This is a genomic window from Leisingera sp. SA32, assembly GCF_056033425.1.
Map to the genome: position 1 here is coordinate 277390 of NZ_JBVYHB010000001.1, position 16868 is coordinate 294257.

Here is a 16868-nt window from a genome sequence, read left to right on the forward strand (position 1 = left end):
TCTGCCTCAACGAAAATGGGCCGGTCCGGTGACCGGACCGGCCCGCTATGGCCTGCGTGTCAGCCGTTAGCGCTTGTCGTTGTCCAGGTCTTCGAATTCCGCGTCAACGATGTCGTCGTCAGCCGGGCCAGCGGACTCGTCGGCGGCTGTCGGCTCTCCGTCGCCGCCAGCTTCGTCAGCCTGCGCCTTGTAGATCGCTTCGCCCAGCTTCATGGCAGCTTCGGTGACGTTCTGGATGCCGGATTTGATCTTCTCGGCGGTCGATTTCTCGTCTTCCAGGTCGTCCTTCAGCGCGGCCACGGCCAGCTCGATCACCTCGACGGTGGACGGGTCTACCTTGTCGCCATGTTCCTCGACCGATTTCTCGGTGGAGTGGATAAGCGATTCGGCCTGGTTCTTGGCTTCGATCAGCTCGCGGCGTTCCTTGTCGGCCTCGGCGTTTTCCTCGGCGTCCTTAACCATCTTTTCGATGTCGTCGTCGGACAGGCCGCCCGATGCCTGGATGGTGATCTGCTGCTCCTTGCCGGTCGCCTTGTCCTTGGCGCCGACCGACACGATGCCGTTGGCGTCGATGTCAAAGGTCACTTCGATCTGCGGCATGCCGCGCGGTGCCGGCGGGATTTCCTCGAGGTTGAACTGGCCGAGCATCTTGTTGTCAGCCGCCATTTCACGCTCACCCTGGAACACCCGGATGGTCACGGCATTCTGGTTGTCTTCCGCGGTCGAGAATACCTGGCTCTTCTTGGTCGGGATGGTGGTGTTGCGGTCGATCAGACGGGTGAACACGCCGCCCAGAGTTTCAATGCCCAGCGACAGCGGGGTCACGTCCAGCAGCACCACGTCTTTGACGTCGCCCTGCAGAACACCGGCCTGAATGGCCGCGCCCATGGCAACAACTTCGTCCGGGTTCACGCCCTTGTGGGGCTCCTTACCGAAGAACTTGGTCACCTCTTCGATGACCTTGGGCATGCGGGTCATACCGCCGACCAGAACCACCTCATCGACGTCGGAGGCGGACAGGCCCGCATCCTTGAGCGCCGCCTTGCACGGATCCATCGAGCGTTTGATCAGGTCGGAGACCAGGCTTTCCAGCTTGGCGCGGGTCAGCTTCATCACCATGTGCAGCGGCTGGCCCGAGGACGGGTCCATCGAGATGAACGGCTGGTTGATCTCGGTCTGCGAGGTGGAGGACAGTTCGATCTTGGCCTTTTCAGCGGCTTCCTTCAGGCGCTGCAGGGCCATTTTGTCCTTGGACAGATCGACGCCGTTTTCCTTTTTGAACTCATCCGCCAAGTAGTTGACGATGCGCATGTCAAAGTCTTCACCACCCAGGAAGGTGTCGCCGTTGGTGGATTTGACTTCGAACAGGCCGTCGTCGATTTCCAAGATGGTCACGTCGAAGGTACCGCCGCCGAGGTCATAAACCGCGATGGTCTGGGTTTCTTCCTTGTCGAGACCGTAGGCCAGCGCGGCCGCGGTCGGCTCGTTGATGATGCGCAGCACTTCGAGGCCCGCAATCTTGCCGGCGTCCTTGGTGGCCTGACGCTGGGCGTCGTTGAAGTAGGCAGGCACGGTGATGACCGCCTGGGTGACTTCCTCGCCCAGGTAAGATTCCGCGGTTTCCTTCATCTTGCCCAGAGTGAAGGCGGAGATCTGCGAGGGGGAGTATTTCTCACCCCGTGCTTCGACCCACGCGTCGCCGTTGCCGCCGTTCACGATGGAGAAGGGGACCATTTTCCTGTCTTTGGCGACGGCTGCGTCGTCGAACCGGCGGCCGATCAGGCGCTTGACGCCGAAAATGGTGTTGTCGGGGTTGGTCACGGCCTGGCGTTTGGCCGGCTGGCCCACCAGGCGCTCGTCGTCAGTGAAGGCAACGATCGACGGGGTGGTGCGCGCGCCCTCGGCGTTCTCGATCACGCGGGGCTGGGAGCCATCCATGATGGCCACGCAGGAGTTTGTGGTACCCAGGTCGATGCCGATAACTTTGCTCATGTTTCGATCCCTTATTACTACTCAAGGCGATTACCCGAGGCCTGAACCCGTTGCGGCATCCCGACCCCGATTGATGTTGCGGTTTGGTCTGCACCTTGCCGCGTCTCGGCGTATATAGGGAGCAGAAAACGCCCCTGCAAGCGCCGAGACACGCGCCAAAGCGTGAATCAATGCGCTTTTTTGCAAGGGGTATGGTTAAGAATGGGTGAATGGCGATGACGCTGCTGCGCGTGCGCGGATTTGAAATCCACAAAGGTTACCTGGGACCGGACCAGCAGGAGGCGCTGATTGAAAGCTTGCGCCCAGTGCTGAAGGCGGCGCCGCTGTTTTCGCCAACCGTTCCGGGCGGCGGGCAGATGTCGGTGCGGATGACCTCGGCGGGGCAGTTTGGCTGGTATTCCGACGCCGCGGGCTATCGCTATGCCGACACGCACCCCACGGGGCAGGACTGGCCGACGATTCCGGCGCAGGTTCTGGAAATCTGGCACGCGCTGACCGGGCTGGAACGCGCTCCGGAATGCTGCTTGCTGAATTACTATGGCGAGGGGGCGCGCATGGGGCTGCATCAAGACAAGGACGAGGCGGATTTCTCCTTTCCGGTGGTGTCGATCAGCCTGGGGGATGACGGGCTGTTCCGCATCGGCAACCAGACTCGCGGCGGCAAGACGGAATCGATCTGGCTAAATTCTGGCGATGTGGTGGTGATGGGCGGCGCGGCACGGTTGACCTATCACGGGGTTGATCGGATCCGGTTCAAGTCGTCGCGGCTGCTGCCCAAGGGGGGGCGCATCAACCTGACCCTGCGGGTTGTGACCTGAGGAGAACCCAAGTGAAGCTTGAAGACCTGCCTGCGCTGGGCGACCGGCAGGCCATTCTGGAGTTTGCTCAGCAATCCAACGCGTAGTGGCATTTTGGATCCTTCCGCGCCACATCCAGCGCCGTGCGGTCAGGAATGGCGCCTCATTCAGTGTGAGGGACCAGAAGGGGTCAGTGCCGAAGCACTCCAGCGCTTGTCCGTGAGCCATGCGCCCCGGGGGTCCAAGGCAATAAACCGCAGGGCGGTTCAGCCTGAACGTTCGCCGTTCTTCACAAGGCCCCAATTGCCGCTGTCGTCAGCCTGTACGACCCCTACCCCGGTTTGATGTAGCGCCAGGCTGCCAATGATTTCAGAGCTTTCCGGAGGGGGCGCAGCGGATGTTCAGCACGTCATCCGCAGGTACACCGGTGACGCTGTGAAGCGCGGGAAACTCCTGCGCTGCGGCTGGCAGTGCCGCACATATCAGCCAGATCAAGGCGGCACCGGCGCAATGTCTCAGCGCCGCGCGCCCCAGCTGATGGAGACGCGATGGCGGGTGTAGAATTCGCCCATCAGTCCGATCATCAGCAACACCAGCGCCACCCATCCTGCATATTGCCAGGAGCTGAAATGCGGGTTGTAGTTGATGAAAACGAAACCGCGCGACTGGTCGATGCAGTGAAACAGCGGATTCCAGTCGAACATCGCCAGCATGAAGCTGGGCAGGGTGTTGGCCAGGAACATCTTGCCCGAGGCGATCATGTTGGCACGCTGGTAGATCATGGTCAGGATGCTGACCATGCTGGGTGCCCAGGGTTTCAGCACCAGGAAAATCAACCCGACCGACACCCCGCCGATCCACGACAGCAATACCATGCCAAAGGCGGCGATTGGTTGCTCAATCTCAACCGGGGTGAAGGCCACGTGGTAGACAAACAGGATCAGCAGCAACGACAGCACCTGTACGTAAAGCGCCCCGATGGCGGCCGACAGGATGGCCACCATCGTGTTCATCGGCGCGTGCTGCATCATTGGGCTGCTGGGGCCCTCGGCACCGGCAACGGCGCTGACGGTTTTTGTGTGCACCATGAACAGGAAGATGCCAGACATCACATACAGCAGAAAATCCCCGCGGATGGCAGACCCGCGCATGCCGAGGACCGCAAACATCACGTAGAAGGCGGCGACGAACATCACCGCCTGCATGATGTTCAGCGCCAGCGCGATCAGCGCGTTGTTGTGCTTGGCACGGATGCTGCGCACCACCGCGTGGAACACCACCTCGCAAAAGGCCAGAAAGCCGGAAAGCGAGGACTGCTGGGTGCGCTGCTGAAACATCGGGTCTGTATTCTCTGCTCGAATCCGAACCGGCTGCTTGCCGTCCGGTTATCTGCACAGCATAAGGGAGCAGAGGAAAATTTTCAATTAAACCCGTTTTGGGGAGAGCCGCGTGACCTACGAAGACCTGGTGCCCGTGATCCGCCGACTGGCTATCGAAGCTGGCGCAAAGATCATGGAGATTTATAACTCCGATGACTTTGACGTAAAGGTCAAGTCCGACGAAAGCCCGGTAACGGCCGCCGATGAGGCTGCCGATGCGCTGATCTCTGCGGGATTGCGGGCGGCCTTCCCGGACATGATGCTGGTCACTGAGGAACAGGCAGAATCGCACAAGGAACGCGGCGATACCTTTCTGATCGTCGATCCGCTGGACGGGACTAAGGAATTCATCCACCGCCGGGGGGATTTTACCGTCAACATCGCGTTGGTGGAAAACGGCGTGCCGACCCGCGGCGTGGTCTACGCACCGGCCCGCGAACGCATGTTCTTTACCCTGGCAGATGGCAGTGCCGTCGAGGAAACCGGTGCGTTTGATCCCGAAACCATCGGCGAAACCCGCCCGATCCGAGTGGCCGACAGCGACAATTCCGCGCTGATGGTGGTGGCGTCGAAATCGCACCGCGACCAGGCAACTGACGATTACATCAACAAGTACAACGTGAAGGACAGCAAGAGCGCGGGCTCCTCGCTGAAGTTCTGCCTGGTGGCCACCGGCGAGGCGGACATCTACCCCCGCGTCGGCCGCACCATGGAATGGGACACGGCCGCGGGCCACGCGGTGCTGGCAGGTGCGGGCGGCAAGGTGGTGCGCTTTGATGACCACACGCCGCTGGTCTACGGCAAAGAGGGCTATGCCAACCCGTTCTTCATCGCCTATGCCCCGGCCGTGGAGCTGCAGACAGCCTGATGTCCGTTCTGATCGTCATCCCCGCCCGCTATGCCTCGACCCGCTATCCGGGCAAGCCGCTGGTGCCGTTGACCGGCACCACTGGCCAGCAGCGTACGCTTGTGGAGCGCTCCTGGCGGGCGGCCTGTTCGGTCGAGGGCGTGGACCGGGTTGTGGTGGCAACGGATGACGAACGTATCCGGCAGGCGGCAGAGGGATTTGGCGCCGAGGTGGTGATGACCTCCGAAAGCTGCGCCAATGGCACCGAACGCTGCGCCGAAGCGCATGCGGCGCTGGGCGGTGGCTATGATATCGTGGTGAACCTGCAGGGTGATGCGCCATTGACGCCGCACTGGTTTGTCGAGGATCTGGTGGCAGGCTTGCGCGCCGCGCCGCAGATGGGGCTGGCGACGCCGGTTCTGCGCTGCAACGGCGCGACGCTGAACAGCCTGCTGGCCGACCGCAAGGCGGGCCGCGTCGGGGGCACCACTGCAGTATTTGCCGCCGACCGTAGTGCGCTCTATTTCTCCAAGGAGGTGCTGCCGTTTTGTGCAAAGCGCTTCGGCGATGGCGAAAAGACGCCGGTGTTTCACCATGTCGGCGTATATGCCTACCGCCCGGATGCCTTGGCGACGTATCCTGACTGGGACAGTGGACCGTTGGAGCAGCTCGAGGGGCTGGAACAGCTGCGGTTCATGGAAAATGGGCGTCAGGTGTTGTGCGTTGAGGTGGAGGCGCGCGGGCGTGAATTCTGGGAGCTGAACAACCCGGAGGATGTGCCGCGCCTTGAGGCGATGATGAAGAAAATGGGGATTGAGTGACGGGAGTATGGTAACGAGGATGGGACAAGAGATGACGGGTTTTCTAACGCGCGGGTGTGTCCTGCCGATCGCCGGTAAAGATATTTTGGGAGTCGACCGGATATGACACCCGCCAGAGGCAGCGCGGTCAGCGCATTTGCCACGGGTCTGTCCGGAAAAGTGGATTTGAGAGAAGATCATGCGTAAAAAAGTTACCAAGGCGATTTTTCCGGTTGCAGGGCTGGGCACGCGGTTCCTGCCGGCAACCAAATCGGTTCCCAAGGAAATCATGACCCTGGTCGATCGACCGCTGGTGCAATACGCCATTGACGAGGCGCGGGCGGCGGGGATCAAGGAATTCATCTTTGTCACCTCGCGCGGCAAAGGCGCTCTGGAAGACTATTTCGACCATTCGCCGGTGCTGGAACAAGAGCTGCGCAAGAAGGGCAAGGACGACCTGCTGGAGATCCTGAAAAGCACGGACATGGAGTCCGGTGCGATTGCCTATCTGCGCCAGCACAAGGCGCTGGGGCTGGGTCACGCCGTCTGGTGCGCCCGCCGCCTGATCGCCAATGAGCCTTTCGCGGTGATCCTGCCGGATGACGTGATCGCAGCCGAAAAACCCTGCTTGCAGCAGATGGTCGAGGCCTATGAGGAAACCGGCGGCAATATGGTCGCGGCGATGGAAGTCGCCCCGGAAAAGACCTCCTCCTACGGCGTGCTGGATGTGAAGGATGACATGGGGCGGGTTGTTTCGGCCAATGGCATGGTCGAAAAACCCAAAGCCGAGGATGCGCCGTCCAATCTGGCTGTGATCGGCCGTTATATTCTGGCACCGTCGGTGCTGAAGAACCTCAACAAGATGAAGCAGGGTGCGGGTGGCGAAATCCAGCTGACCGATGCCATCGCTGAGGATATCGCCAAAGATGTGCCTGTTTACGGCTACCGCTTCGAGGGGGACCGGTTTGACTGCGGCTCCAAGGCGGGCTTCTTGCAGGCGACGGTCGCCTTTGCGCTGGCACGTGACGAACTGCGCGATGACCTGATGAACTACATCTCCGGAATCGCGCAGGTCGGCAAGGCGGCGCAATAACCCGCCGATCTGAAATGTAGCGACACAGGCCATCCCGGCACGGGGTGGCCCGCAAGGGGACTGGACAGTGACCAATATTCTCGTGACCGGCGGCGCCGGCTATATCGGCTCTCATGCCTGCAAGGCGTTGAAGGCGGCAGGCTATACGCCGGTGACCTATGACAATCTGGTGACCGGCTGGCAGCAGGCGGTGAAATTCGGCCCGTTTGAACAGGGTGACCTGAACGACCGCGCGCGGCTGGATGAGGTCTTTGCCAAGTATCGGCCGGCCGCGGTGATGCATTTCGCGGCGTTGAGCCAGGTCGGCGAAGCCATGAGCGCGCCGGGCCGCTACTGGGCCAATAACACGGGGGGCTCGCTGAATCTGGTGGAGGCCGCGGTGGCGGCAGGCTGCCTTGATTTCGTGTTTTCCTCCACCTGCGCCACTTACGGTGAGCATGACAACGTGGTGTTGGATGAAAACACCCCGCAGCAGCCGCTGAACGCCTATGGCGCCTCCAAACACGCAGTAGAGAATATCCTCAAGGACTTTGGCGCGGCCTACGGGCTGCGTTCGGTGATTTTCCGCTATTTCAACGTCGCAGGCGCGGACCCTGAGGCTGAAGTGGGCGAGTTCCACCGTCCTGAGACCCATCTGGTTCCGCTGGTGCTGGATGCGATTGCGGGCAAACGCGATGCGCTGACCATCTTTGGCACCGATTACGACACGCCGGACGGCACCTGCATTCGCGATTACGTGCATGTTTGCGATCTGGTGGACGCCCATGTTCTGGGCCTGAAATGGCTCGAGTCCGGCAAGGACAGCCAGGTGTTCAATCTTGGCACCGGTAGCGGTTTTTCGGTCCGCGAGGTCATGGACCGCGCCGAGGCGGTAACCGGCCAGAAGGTGCCCTGCAATATTGGCCCGCGCCGGGCCGGTGATTGTACCAAACTGGTGTCGGGATCGACCCGTGCGATCACGGATCTGGGCTGGGAGCCGCGGCGCTCGAGCCTGGACACGATGATCTCCGACGCCTGGAAATGGCACAAGACGGGCCACTACGAGCGCTGAGCATGACCGCGCCCGCCGTCCCTGATCCGCATCCCCTCGGCCTGGCGATGGCCTATCGGATGCGGTGGAAGCGGCGGCGATTGCTGTGGCGTGGCTTGCGTGCGCGTCACCAGCTGCGCCTTCTGGCGGACCGCCGCAAGCAGATCCCGGCGCAAGGAGTTCTGGTCTTTTTGGTGCTGCGCAACGAGGCGGCGCGGCTGCCCTATTTCCTACGGCACTACCGCCAGCTGGGGGCGGCGCATTTCCTGATTGTCGACAACGCCAGCGATGATGGCAGCGCCGCGCTGCTGGCCGCGCAGCCCGACGTGACGCTGTGGCAAACCGCTGCAAGCTATCGCGCATCGCGGTTTGGTCTGGACTGGCTGGGCTGGTTGCTGACCCGCTATGGACATGGGCGCTGGTGCCTGACCGTGGATGCGGATGAGCTGCTGGTCTATTGCGGCATGCAGCAGCATGGGCTGGACGATCTGACGCAACAGTTGCAGCGACAGGGACGCGAGGGCTTTGGCGCGCTGATGCTGGATCTCTATCCCAAGGGGGCGCTGGGCGCGCAAAGCCACACGCCGGGACAGAATCCCTGTGATGTGCTGCCATGGTTCGATCCTGGTCCCTATCGGGCAAGACGGCAGCAGCCGATGGGCAACCTGTGGGTTCAAGGTGGGGTGCGCGAAAGGGTCTTCTTTGCCGACCAGCAAGAGCGTGCACCGACGCTGAACAAGATCCCGTTGCTGCGCTGGAACCGGCGCTACGTGTATGTGAACTCGACCCATTCACTGTTGCCGCCCCGCTTGAACGGGCTGTACGGCGGGCCGGGCGGGCACCATCCGTCCGGGGTGCTGCTGCATACGAAATTCCTGCCCGAAATCGTCGCCAAGTCGATCCAAGAAAAAGCCCGCCAGCAGCACTTTCACGCGCCGCAGCAGTTTGACAACTATTACGACCAGATCGCGGCGGCACCGGATCTGTGGCATGAGGGCGCGCAGCGATACGCCGGACCGGAGCAACTGGCAGCGCTGGGGCTGATGCGGTCCGCCTGGTCCTAGCTCACCGATATGTTGCACCCAGACGTTGGGCCCGCGTAACTGTTTTTAAGCACATTGTTAATAAACTGCCTCCGTGACATATTGTGTGCAAATCCGGCGCGGGCAGACCGGGAGCGGGCCGAGTGGGCGCGTCTTGGGCAGGGATGGAGTGGACGTGGGGCTTTGGGATTCTTACCGGATGCGCTTGCGGCGCAAGCGGCGGCTGATCCGGGCCGTGCGCAAATCCGCCGAGCTGACGGCGGTTCAGGACAACACCCGCGCAATCCGTCCCGATGACATCCTAGTGGTCTGCACCATGCGGAACGAGCAAATCCGCCTGCCATATTTCCTGCAGTATTACCGCAACTTGGGGATCGGCCATTTCTTGTTCGTGGACAATGGCTCCACCGATGGAAGTGCCGACTATCTGCGCGGGATGAACGACGTGTCCCTGTGGCGGACCGAGGCCAGCTACCGGCGGGCGGGGTTCGGCATCGACTGGATGAACTATCTCAAACGCAGGTATGCCCATGGCCATTGGGTTCTGGTGGTCGACCCGGACGAGTTCTTTATCTATCCGTTCTGCGACACGCGACCGATCCGGGCGCTGACCGATTGGTTGGACAATTCCGAGATCCGCAGCTTTGCGGCGATGCTGATCGACGTCTACCCCAAGGGGCGGATCGACGCGGTGCCCTATCAGGCTGGTCAGGATCCGCTGGAGATTGCGCAGTGGTTCGACAGCGGCAACTACATGATCTCTCGCAATCCGGAGTACGGCAACCTGTGGATTCAAGGCGGGCCACGGGCGCGCGTGTTCTTTGCGGACAAGCCCAAGAAGGCGCCGGCCCTGAACAAGATTCCGCTGGTCAAATGGGACCGGCGCTATGCCTATGCCAGCTCAACCCATGCGCTGCTGCCGCGCGGGCTGAACCATGTCTATGCCACCGATGGCGGCGAAAAGGCCAGCGGCGCACTGTTGCATGCCAAGTTTCTGGACACGTTCACCGCCAAGGCCAAGGAAGAGCTGACCCGCAAGCAGCATTACGCCAGGTCCGTCGAATACCGCACCTATGCCGAGAAACTGGAGGATCAGCCGGAGCTGTGGTGCAAGTGGAGCGAGAAATACATCAACTGGCGCCAGCTGGAGATCCTGGGCCTGATGTCCAAGGGGAACTGGGCATGAGCCGGCTTGGCGTCGTGATGCTGGTGCACACCGCCCTTGATCGGGCGGCGCAGGTGGCGCGGCACTGGACCGCCAGCGGCTGTCCGGTGGTGCTGCACGTTGATCGAAATGTCAGCCATCCGGCCTTTGTGGCGTTCCGTGACGCATTGGCGGAGGAACCGCTTGTCCGGTTTTCCAGCCGTCATCGCTGCGAATGGGGCACCTGGGGCATCGTTGCCGCCGCGCAGGCCGCCAGCGAGGTGATGCTGGCGGAATTTCCGCAGGTGCGTCACGTCTATCTTGCCTCAGGCTCCTGCCTGCCTTTGCGCCCGGTGGAAGAGCTGAGCGACTATCTGGCGGCGCGCCCGCGCACCGATTTCATCGAAAGTGCCACCACCGCGGATGTGCCTTGGATCGTTGGCGGGCTCAGCCATGAGCGGTTCACCCTGCGCTTTCCGTTCTCGTGGAAGCGGCACCGGCAGCTGTTCGACCGTTATGTGGCCTTGCAGCGGCGGCTTGGCGTTCGCCGCCGCATCCCCGAGGGACTGGTGCCCCATATGGGCAGCCAGTGGTGGTGCCTGACGCGGCAGACCTTGGCGGCCATCCTGGAGGATCCGAAACGGCCGATTTATGACGCTTACTTCCGCAAGGTCTGGATACCGGACGAGAGCTATTTCCAGTCGCTGGCGCGGCTCCATTCCAGCAATATCGAAAGCCGTTCGCTGACGCTGTCCAAGTTTGATTTCCAGGGCAAGCCACATGTCTTCTACGACGATCACTTGCAGCTGCTGCGCCGCTCTGACTGTTTTGTTGCACGCAAGATCTGGCCGCATGCAGACCGGCTCTATCAAGCATTTCTGACAGGTCCCGACGGTGCCATGAAACGGACCGAGCCCAATCCCGGCAAGATCGACCGCATCTTTGCCAAGGCGGTGGAGCGGCGTACCCGCGGCCGCGCCGGGCTGGTCATGCAAAGCCGCTTTCCCGCCACCGGCGCCGAACAGGCGGTTACCGCCGGTCCCTACTCGGTGTTCCAGGGCTTTGCAGAGCTGTTCGAGAACTTTGAGCCATGGCTGGCGCGCTCTACAGGCGCGCGGGTGCACGGGCATATTTTTGGACCTGAACGGGCAGAGTTCGCGCGGGGGCAGAGGCTGATAAACGGCTGCCTGCCAGAGGCTCCGACCTTGCGTGATTACAATCCCGAGAATTTTCTGAAGAACCTGATCTGGAACAGCCGTGGCGAACGCCAATGCTTTCAGTTTGGACCGGCTGACAATCAGGCGGTGAACTGGACATTGGCGCAGGACGTCAACGCGCAGATCTCGGTGATCAGCGGGGCCTGGGCCGTCCCCCTGTTCCGCTCCAGTCGCAGCTTTTCGGAGTTGCGGCGGGAGGCAGCGCGTTTGCAGCAGATCGAGGCCAAGCAGCTGGAAATCCTGCGCGCGCCCTGGACCCGTGCGCGGGTGCGGATCTGGACCATGGCGGAATTTGCCGAAGCGCCGATGGACCCCTTGCAGACAGTGATCGAGGAAATCGGCACCGGCAAGGGTCGCCACCCGAACGAGCCGCCGAGGATGACCAGCCTTGAAGGGTTCGGCCAGTTTCTGCAGAATTTGAAGAACCAGGGCATGCATCCCTACCTGATGGGGGATTTCCCGGTTGAGCAAAGCCCGGCCAGTCTGAGCAAGGCGCCGCGCAAACCCTACTTGGTGCGATGAGGCCTGATGTCACATTCTGATCCCTTTGATTATTTTGTCGTCTTTGCCGAGATGCGTACGGGTTCCAATTTTCTGGAGGCCAATCTGAACGCCTATGATGGGCTGTGCTGCCACGGCGAGGCGTTCAATCCGCACTTTATAGGTCACCCGAACGAGCGCGAGATCCTGGGCGTGAGCCAGGAGATGCGCGAAGCCGATCCGGCTGCCCTGATCGACACAATCAGAGCGCAGCCGGGGGTACTGGGCGGATTTCGCTATTTTCACGACCATGATCCAAGGGTGCTGGACCAAGTGCTGGAGGATCCGCGCTGCGCCAAGATCATCCTGACCCGCAATCCGCTGGACAGCTACGTGTCGTGGAAAATCGCCCAGGCGACGGGCCAGTGGAAGCTGACCAACCTGAAGCGGCGAAAGGAAGCCAAGGTCGCGTTTGACGCCGAAGAATTCAACGCCCATGTCGCGGCTCTGCAGGCGTTTCAGACCAGTCTTCTGAACCGGCTTCAAAGCACGGGGCAGACAGCGTTCTACATCGCCTATGAGGATCTGCAGACCTTGGAGGTGATGAATGGCCTGGCACGCTGGTTGGGCGTGACGCAGCAACTGGAGGCTCTGGACGAAAGTCTCAAGCGGCAAAACCCTGCGCCGGTGCTCAGCAAGGTCGCCAACCCCGATGCGATGCAGCAGGCGCTGGCAGAGATGGATCAGTTCAACCTGACCCGTACCCCGAATTTCGAGCCCCGCCGCGGGGCGGCGGTGCCCGGCTACATTGCCGGGCAGGCGGTGCCGTTTCTGTTTCTGCCGATCCGGGGCGGTCCGGAGGCTGAAGTGGTGCAATGGATGGCGGCGCTGGAGCAGGTCGCTCCGGACGTGCTGGTCAGCGGTATGAACCAAAAGCGCCTGCGTGCGTGGAAGCGGGCGCACCCGGGGTTTCGCAGCTTCACGGTGCTCAGGCACCCTGCGGCGCGTGCCCATGCCGTCTTCTGCCGCCGCATTCTCAATGCGGGTGACGGCAGTTACGGACCAATCCGCAACACATTGCGGCGCCAGTTCAAGGTGCCGCTGCCCGCTGACGGGCCGGGCGCGGGGTATTCGCGCGCGCAGCACCGCGCGGCGTTCGTTGGCTTCCTGACATTCCTCAAGGCCAATCTGGCCGGGCAAACTTCCGTTCGGGTCGATCCGGAATGGGCGAGCCAAAGCCAGATCCTCAGCGGCTTTGCCGAGGTGGGGTCGCCGGATCTGATCCTGAGAGAAGCGGAACTGGCAGAGGATTTGCCCCTGCTGGCCCGCAAATTGGGTGGCCAGCCGACAGAGCCGGTGCCCGAGACCGTGCCGGACATGCCCTACGGTCTGGAGGCGATTTACGATGCGGACCTGGAGGCGATGGTCGCCGCGGTGTATCAGCGGGATTATCTGGCCTTTGGCTTTGGTGCCTGGCAGCCATAGAGGCACCGGGCGGAGGGATACTGCGCGGAGCAGAACACGGAACGTCGGCTAGCGGTCAAGGGCGCTCTCCCGCGCCCGTCAGCGCCCCGGCTGTGCCGGGCCGCCGCAGCGGGCTTGGGCCCAGCGCCGCACGGGGTGCGGCGCGGTGGCGCGCCGCCGCATCTGTCGGGGCCAACGGCCGTGACCGATGCTTGGCCCAACGGGAAGAGCACCGCCGGACAGCGGTCGATGACGGGCGGGAAGGGATGTTGAAGTCGCCGGACGTGGCCAGCATAGGCGCGGCACAGCCCCGCACGCGGCATGGGCTGACCCGATCAGGCGGCTTGGACCGACTGGCTCTCGGTCAGGATGGTATAAAGCGTGGCGGGTTCGTGGTTGGCGCGCAGTTTGGTGCAGAAGCTCTGCTCGCGCAGGGTCCGCGACACCAGCGCCAGCGCCTTCAAATGTTCGACCCCGGCATCCTCCGGCGCGAAAAGAGCGAAAGCGATGTCGATCGGCTGGCGGTCAACGGCGCCGAAATCGAGCGGCTTCTCCAGGATCAGAAAGACACCGCAGACCTCGCTGAGGCTATCGAGCCGGGCATGCGGCAGCGCAACACCATGGCCGACGCCGGTGGGACCGAGGCTTTCGCGGTCCAGCAACGCCTCGACCGTGGCCTGGGCGTTCAGCCCGTAGGCGGTTTGAGCAATATCCGCGATTTCCTGAAACAGGCGCTTCTTGCTGGAGACCGCACCGATCACTCGGACGGCCCCTGGCTTGAGGATGCTGGAAATCTGCATGTGTCTGCTCCGTTCCGGCGCCCCGTCCGGGGGCGCCGATGCATTAGATACGTTTACGGGTCGATCCAGCCGATGTTGCCGTCCTCACGGCGGTAGACCACGTTCAACCCGTCCTTGCCTTCGTTGCGGAATACCAAGACCGGCGCTCCTGCAAGCTCCATCTGCATCACGGCTTCCCCGACCGACAGCGACGGAATGCGGGTTTCCATTTCAGCAACGATGATCGGCTGCAGGCTGTCCGGTTCCGACTCCACCTCTTCAGACGCGAGGATATACGAATTGGCGCCCAAATGTTCAACCGGTTCGGCGCGGTCGCGGTGGTGGTCCTTCAGGCGGCGCTTGTACCGGCGCAGCTGTTTTTCCATTTTTTCGCAGCAGCCTTCAAAGGCGGCATAGATTTCAGTGGCATGCGCCTTGGCCTGGGCATTCAGCCCGGTGGACAGATGGACAGTGGTTTCACAAACATATTCATGCGCAGAACGGGAAAAGACCACGGCCGCGTCAGTCGGTCGTTCGGCGTATTTTTGTACAACCGCGCCCAGCTCGGTCTGCACATGGGTTTGCAGAGCTTCGCCGATGTCGATCTGTTTGCCGCTGATTTTGTAACGCATGTGATCTCCTTCACGAATTATTGCGGTCGGACCTACCGCCGAGGCAATCCTGGGCGGTGTCGGGTCAGGTCCTGAACCGGGGGGATGGCTTGCCGACGGGATGCATCGTTGCGGGCCTTGTCGCCAAGGTCATCAAGCGGATTGCATCGGTCTGCGCGTATGCCATGGGTCAATTCCACGGCAAGTCAGCGGGAGAGTCAATGGATAGCCGCAAAAAAGAAACGCAGGTTTCAGGTGCATTTTGCGCCTCCTGCCCGGCGGCGAACAGGATCAGGAGATGCGGAAATTGTCACCCAGATAAACACGGCGGACGTTTTCGTTTTTAACCACTTCCTCGGGGCTGCCGGACATCAGCACCTGGCCATCGTGCAGGATGTAGGCGCGGTCGACAATTTCCAGCGTCTCGCGCACGTTGTGGTCGGTGATCAGCACCCCGATGCCGCGTTTCTTGAGATCCGCCACAAGGTGGCGAATGTCGCCGACAGAGATCGGGTCAACCCCGGCAAAAGGTTCGTCCAGCAGCAGATACTTGGGGTCGGCGGCAAGGCAGCGAGCGATTTCCACCCGACGGCGTTCGCCCCCCGACAGCGCCAACGCAGGTGCCCGGCGCAGGTGTTCAATCGAGAAGTCCGACAACAGCTCTTCCAGACGTTCGCGGCGCTTGTGCTCGTGCTTTTGCGAGATGTCCAGCACGGCAGAGATGTTGTCCTCGACCGACAAGCCGCGAAAGATAGACATCTCCTGCGGCAGATAGCCAATGCCCAGGCGCGCACGGCGGTACATCGGCAGGCCGGTGACATTCTGACCATCGATGCTGACCATGCCGGCCTCGGGAAACACGAGGCCCGCGATGGCGTAGAAACTGGTGGTCTTTCCGGACCCGTTGGGCCCCAGCAGCGCCACCACCTCGCCGCGGTTCAGCGACATCGAGACGTCACGGATCACCACCTTCTTGCGGTAGGATTTGCGCAGCTGCTTGATCTGGAGGCCAGAGGTGCCTTCGGTCACGGTCAGGTTAGGTTTTGCCATCAGTCATCGCCATCCGGGTTGAGGATGGTCTTGACCCGACCCGCCATTCGGGCGGTGCCGGTGGTCAGGTTGACCTCCAACCGGTTCGACGTCAGCGTGTTGCCGGCCTGGTTCAGCAGAACGTCACCCGTCAGCACGATGGTGCCGCTGTCGATGGTATATTCCGCACGCTGGGACTCTGCTGCGTCAGGACCGCTGACCAGCACGACATTGCCGCTGGCTTCCAGCCGGTCGATGCCCTTGCGGGTCTCGCCGTCGTCTGCGGTCTTGTAGATCACCAGAACCCTGTCGGCCGACAGGCGCATCACGCCCTGCGCGATCAGGACATTGCCGGTGAACTCCGCTGATCCATCAGCCTGGCTGACCGCCAGATCGTCAGCGGTGACCTCGACCGGCTGGCTGGGGTCGGCCTTGACGGAGCCAAACGCAACCTGCGCGCTTTGGGCTGCGGCGAGGCCGGGATGCAGGCCGACGGGCAGCGCCAGCGGGATGCAGAATATCAATGCGCGCAAATAAGACACAGGTCATCTTTCTGGTTGCTGGGGATCGTATAGCAGCTTCACCCCGTTTTTGAATAGCATATGGATTGGCCCGCCCTCGGTTTTTGCCGCGATGCGCATGGTGCCAGCGGTCAGTTGGCCCAGCGTGCCGGTGGCCTGAACCGAACCGGGGGTGCTGGCCTCCAACCCGCTGAGGGCGGCGTTCAACGTCTCGGTTTCCACCACCATGCCTTGGGTCGAGGTAATCGTCACCCCGCCTGTGAATTCAGCCGTGGCCTGACCGGGTTGGATCGAGCCCGTTTGGGACACCAATGTGATCCTGCCGCCGTGCGCAAGTTTGAAGTTGGCCGACATTTCACTGGCAACCGCCGCTGTTTCCGCGTCGCCAGGGCGTGCGAGCGCTGCGGCCACCATGATTTCATCGCCCTGGGCCGTGGTGCCGGAGAAGAACGGCGCAGTCACCTGCTGCCCCTTCATCCGGTCCTCAATGTCCTTTTGCGCAAAGGGGATCACCGCCTCGGTATTGGTGCCGCGCGAGATCAGGAACAGCGTCGACATCAAGGCCAGCGCCGCAAGCGGCATCAGCACCTTGAGATAGGCGACGGTTCTGGAATGGCTGTCCATATCCTGATCTCCCCCTCA

General features: G+C 62.0%; 16 protein-coding genes. 9 read left to right on the plus strand and 7 right to left on the minus strand.

Annotated features, from left to right (window positions below):
- Window positions 1–66 precede the first annotated feature (66 nt).
- Entirely contained in the window at window positions 67–1992 is a 1926-nt protein-coding gene (gene dnaK / locus AC0IPL_RS01375) for a molecular chaperone DnaK (RefSeq protein ID WP_474271455.1), read from the minus strand.
- A gap of 215 nt (window positions 1993–2207) precedes the next feature.
- Here dnaK and AC0IPL_RS01380 point away from each other — a divergent pair, with 215 nt between their 5' ends.
- A complete protein-coding gene (locus tag AC0IPL_RS01380) occupies window positions 2208–2810 on the plus strand; it encodes an alpha-ketoglutarate-dependent dioxygenase AlkB family protein (RefSeq protein ID WP_474271953.1) in 603 nt (200 codons plus the stop codon).
- Window positions 2811–3304: 494 nt separating this feature from the next.
- Here the strand turns inward: AC0IPL_RS01380 and AC0IPL_RS01385 are convergent, their stop codons facing one another.
- Window positions 3305–4126 (minus strand): ABC transporter permease, encoded by an 822-nt coding sequence (locus tag AC0IPL_RS01385; protein WP_474271458.1) that lies wholly within the window; start codon window positions 4124–4126, stop codon window positions 3305–3307.
- Between the two features lie 112 nt (window positions 4127–4238).
- Here AC0IPL_RS01385 and cysQ point away from each other — a divergent pair, with 112 nt between their 5' ends.
- The 8 genes from cysQ to AC0IPL_RS01425 all read left to right on the plus strand — a co-directional run bounded on the left by cysQ (window position 4239) and on the right by AC0IPL_RS01425 (window position 13307).
- Window positions 4239–5036: a 3'(2'),5'-bisphosphate nucleotidase CysQ gene (cysQ, locus tag AC0IPL_RS01390; protein WP_474271459.1), complete on the plus strand. Its 798-nt coding sequence runs from the start codon at window positions 4239–4241 to the stop codon at window positions 5034–5036.
- Window positions 5036–5836, plus strand: coding sequence for a 3-deoxy-manno-octulosonate cytidylyltransferase (locus AC0IPL_RS01395; RefSeq protein WP_474271460.1), 801 nt, complete (start codon window positions 5036–5038; stop codon window positions 5834–5836). The genes cysQ and AC0IPL_RS01395 overlap by 1 nt, the downstream gene beginning before the upstream one ends.
- A gap of 178 nt (window positions 5837–6014) precedes the next feature.
- Complete coding sequence (galU, locus tag AC0IPL_RS01400) at window positions 6015–6908, plus strand: UTP--glucose-1-phosphate uridylyltransferase GalU (protein ID WP_474271463.1); 894 nt, start codon at window positions 6015–6017, stop codon at window positions 6906–6908.
- Between the two features lie 67 nt (window positions 6909–6975).
- Complete coding sequence (galE, locus tag AC0IPL_RS01405; RefSeq protein WP_474271465.1) at window positions 6976–7959, plus strand: UDP-glucose 4-epimerase GalE; 984 nt, start codon at window positions 6976–6978, stop codon at window positions 7957–7959.
- A gap of 2 nt (window positions 7960–7961) precedes the next feature.
- Window positions 7962–9002: a glycosyltransferase family 2 protein gene (locus AC0IPL_RS01410; RefSeq protein ID WP_474271467.1), complete on the plus strand. Its 1041-nt coding sequence runs from the start codon at window positions 7962–7964 to the stop codon at window positions 9000–9002.
- A 178-nt stretch (window positions 9003–9180) separates the two neighbouring features.
- Entirely contained in the window at window positions 9181–10167 is a 987-nt protein-coding gene (locus AC0IPL_RS01415; RefSeq protein WP_474271956.1) for a glycosyltransferase family 2 protein, read from the plus strand.
- Window positions 10164–11864, plus strand: a complete 1701-nt coding sequence (locus AC0IPL_RS01420) for a DUF5927 domain-containing protein (RefSeq protein WP_474271469.1) — start codon at window positions 10164–10166, stop codon at window positions 11862–11864. The genes AC0IPL_RS01415 and AC0IPL_RS01420 overlap by 4 nt, the downstream gene beginning before the upstream one ends.
- A gap of 6 nt (window positions 11865–11870) precedes the next feature.
- Window positions 11871–13307 (plus strand): nodulation protein NodH, encoded by a 1437-nt coding sequence (locus AC0IPL_RS01425; RefSeq protein WP_474271471.1) that lies wholly within the window; start codon window positions 11871–11873, stop codon window positions 13305–13307.
- 314 nt (window positions 13308–13621) lie between these two features.
- On the opposite strand, the gene AC0IPL_RS01430 is transcribed toward AC0IPL_RS01425, so the two are convergent.
- From AC0IPL_RS01430 to lptC (AC0IPL_RS01450), 5 genes are all read right to left on the minus strand, one after another.
- A complete protein-coding gene (locus tag AC0IPL_RS01430; RefSeq protein ID WP_474271473.1) occupies window positions 13622–14086 on the minus strand; it encodes a PTS sugar transporter subunit IIA in 465 nt (154 codons plus the stop codon).
- A 53-nt stretch (window positions 14087–14139) separates the two neighbouring features.
- A complete protein-coding gene (gene hpf / locus AC0IPL_RS01435) occupies window positions 14140–14697 on the minus strand; it encodes a ribosome hibernation-promoting factor, HPF/YfiA family (protein WP_474271475.1) in 558 nt (185 codons plus the stop codon).
- A 270-nt stretch (window positions 14698–14967) separates the two neighbouring features.
- On the minus strand, window positions 14968–15726 hold the full coding sequence (lptB, locus tag AC0IPL_RS01440; protein WP_474271476.1) for an LPS export ABC transporter ATP-binding protein: 759 nt from the start codon (window positions 15724–15726) through the stop codon (window positions 14968–14970).
- Window positions 15726–16247 carry an LPS export ABC transporter periplasmic protein LptC gene (gene lptC, locus AC0IPL_RS01445; RefSeq protein WP_474271478.1) on the minus strand — a complete coding sequence of 174 codons (522 nt, stop codon included), beginning with the start codon at window positions 16245–16247 and terminating at the stop codon, window positions 15726–15728. The genes lptB and lptC (AC0IPL_RS01445) overlap by 1 nt, the downstream gene beginning before the upstream one ends.
- 3 nt (window positions 16248–16250) lie before the next feature.
- Complete coding sequence (gene lptC, locus AC0IPL_RS01450) at window positions 16251–16850, minus strand: LPS export ABC transporter periplasmic protein LptC (RefSeq protein ID WP_474271480.1); 600 nt, start codon at window positions 16848–16850, stop codon at window positions 16251–16253.
- Between the last annotated feature and the right edge of the window lie 18 nt (window positions 16851–16868).

Excerpts from the sequence above, each read along its gene's own strand:
- dnaK (WP_474271455.1), bottom strand. The coding sequence starts at position 1,992 with ATGAGCAAAGTTATCGGCATCGACCTGGGTACCACAAACTCCTGCGTG.
- AC0IPL_RS01380 (WP_474271953.1), top strand. The coding sequence starts at position 2,208 with ATGACGCTGCTGCGCGTGCGCGGATTTGAAATCCACAAAGGTTACCTG.
- AC0IPL_RS01385 (WP_474271458.1), bottom strand. The coding sequence starts at position 4,126 with ATGTTTCAGCAGCGCACCCAGCAGTCCTCGCTTTCCGGCTTTCTGGCC.
- AC0IPL_RS01395 (WP_474271460.1), top strand. The coding sequence starts at position 5,036 with ATGTCCGTTCTGATCGTCATCCCCGCCCGCTATGCCTCGACCCGCTAT.
- galU (WP_474271463.1), top strand. The coding sequence starts at position 6,015 with ATGCGTAAAAAAGTTACCAAGGCGATTTTTCCGGTTGCAGGGCTGGGC.
- AC0IPL_RS01410 (WP_474271467.1), top strand. The coding sequence starts at position 7,962 with ATGACCGCGCCCGCCGTCCCTGATCCGCATCCCCTCGGCCTGGCGATG.
- AC0IPL_RS01415 (WP_474271956.1), top strand. The coding sequence starts at position 9,181 with ATGCGCTTGCGGCGCAAGCGGCGGCTGATCCGGGCCGTGCGCAAATCC.
- AC0IPL_RS01420 (WP_474271469.1), top strand. The coding sequence starts at position 10,164 with ATGAGCCGGCTTGGCGTCGTGATGCTGGTGCACACCGCCCTTGATCGG.
- AC0IPL_RS01425 (WP_474271471.1), top strand. The coding sequence starts at position 11,871 with ATGTCACATTCTGATCCCTTTGATTATTTTGTCGTCTTTGCCGAGATG.
- AC0IPL_RS01430 (WP_474271473.1), bottom strand. The coding sequence starts at position 14,086 with ATGCAGATTTCCAGCATCCTCAAGCCAGGGGCCGTCCGAGTGATCGGT.
- hpf (WP_474271475.1), bottom strand. The coding sequence starts at position 14,697 with ATGCGTTACAAAATCAGCGGCAAACAGATCGACATCGGCGAAGCTCTG.
- lptB (WP_474271476.1), bottom strand. The coding sequence starts at position 15,726 with ATGGCAAAACCTAACCTGACCGTGACCGAAGGCACCTCTGGCCTCCAG.
- lptC (WP_474271480.1), bottom strand. The coding sequence starts at position 16,850 with ATGGACAGCCATTCCAGAACCGTCGCCTATCTCAAGGTGCTGATGCCG.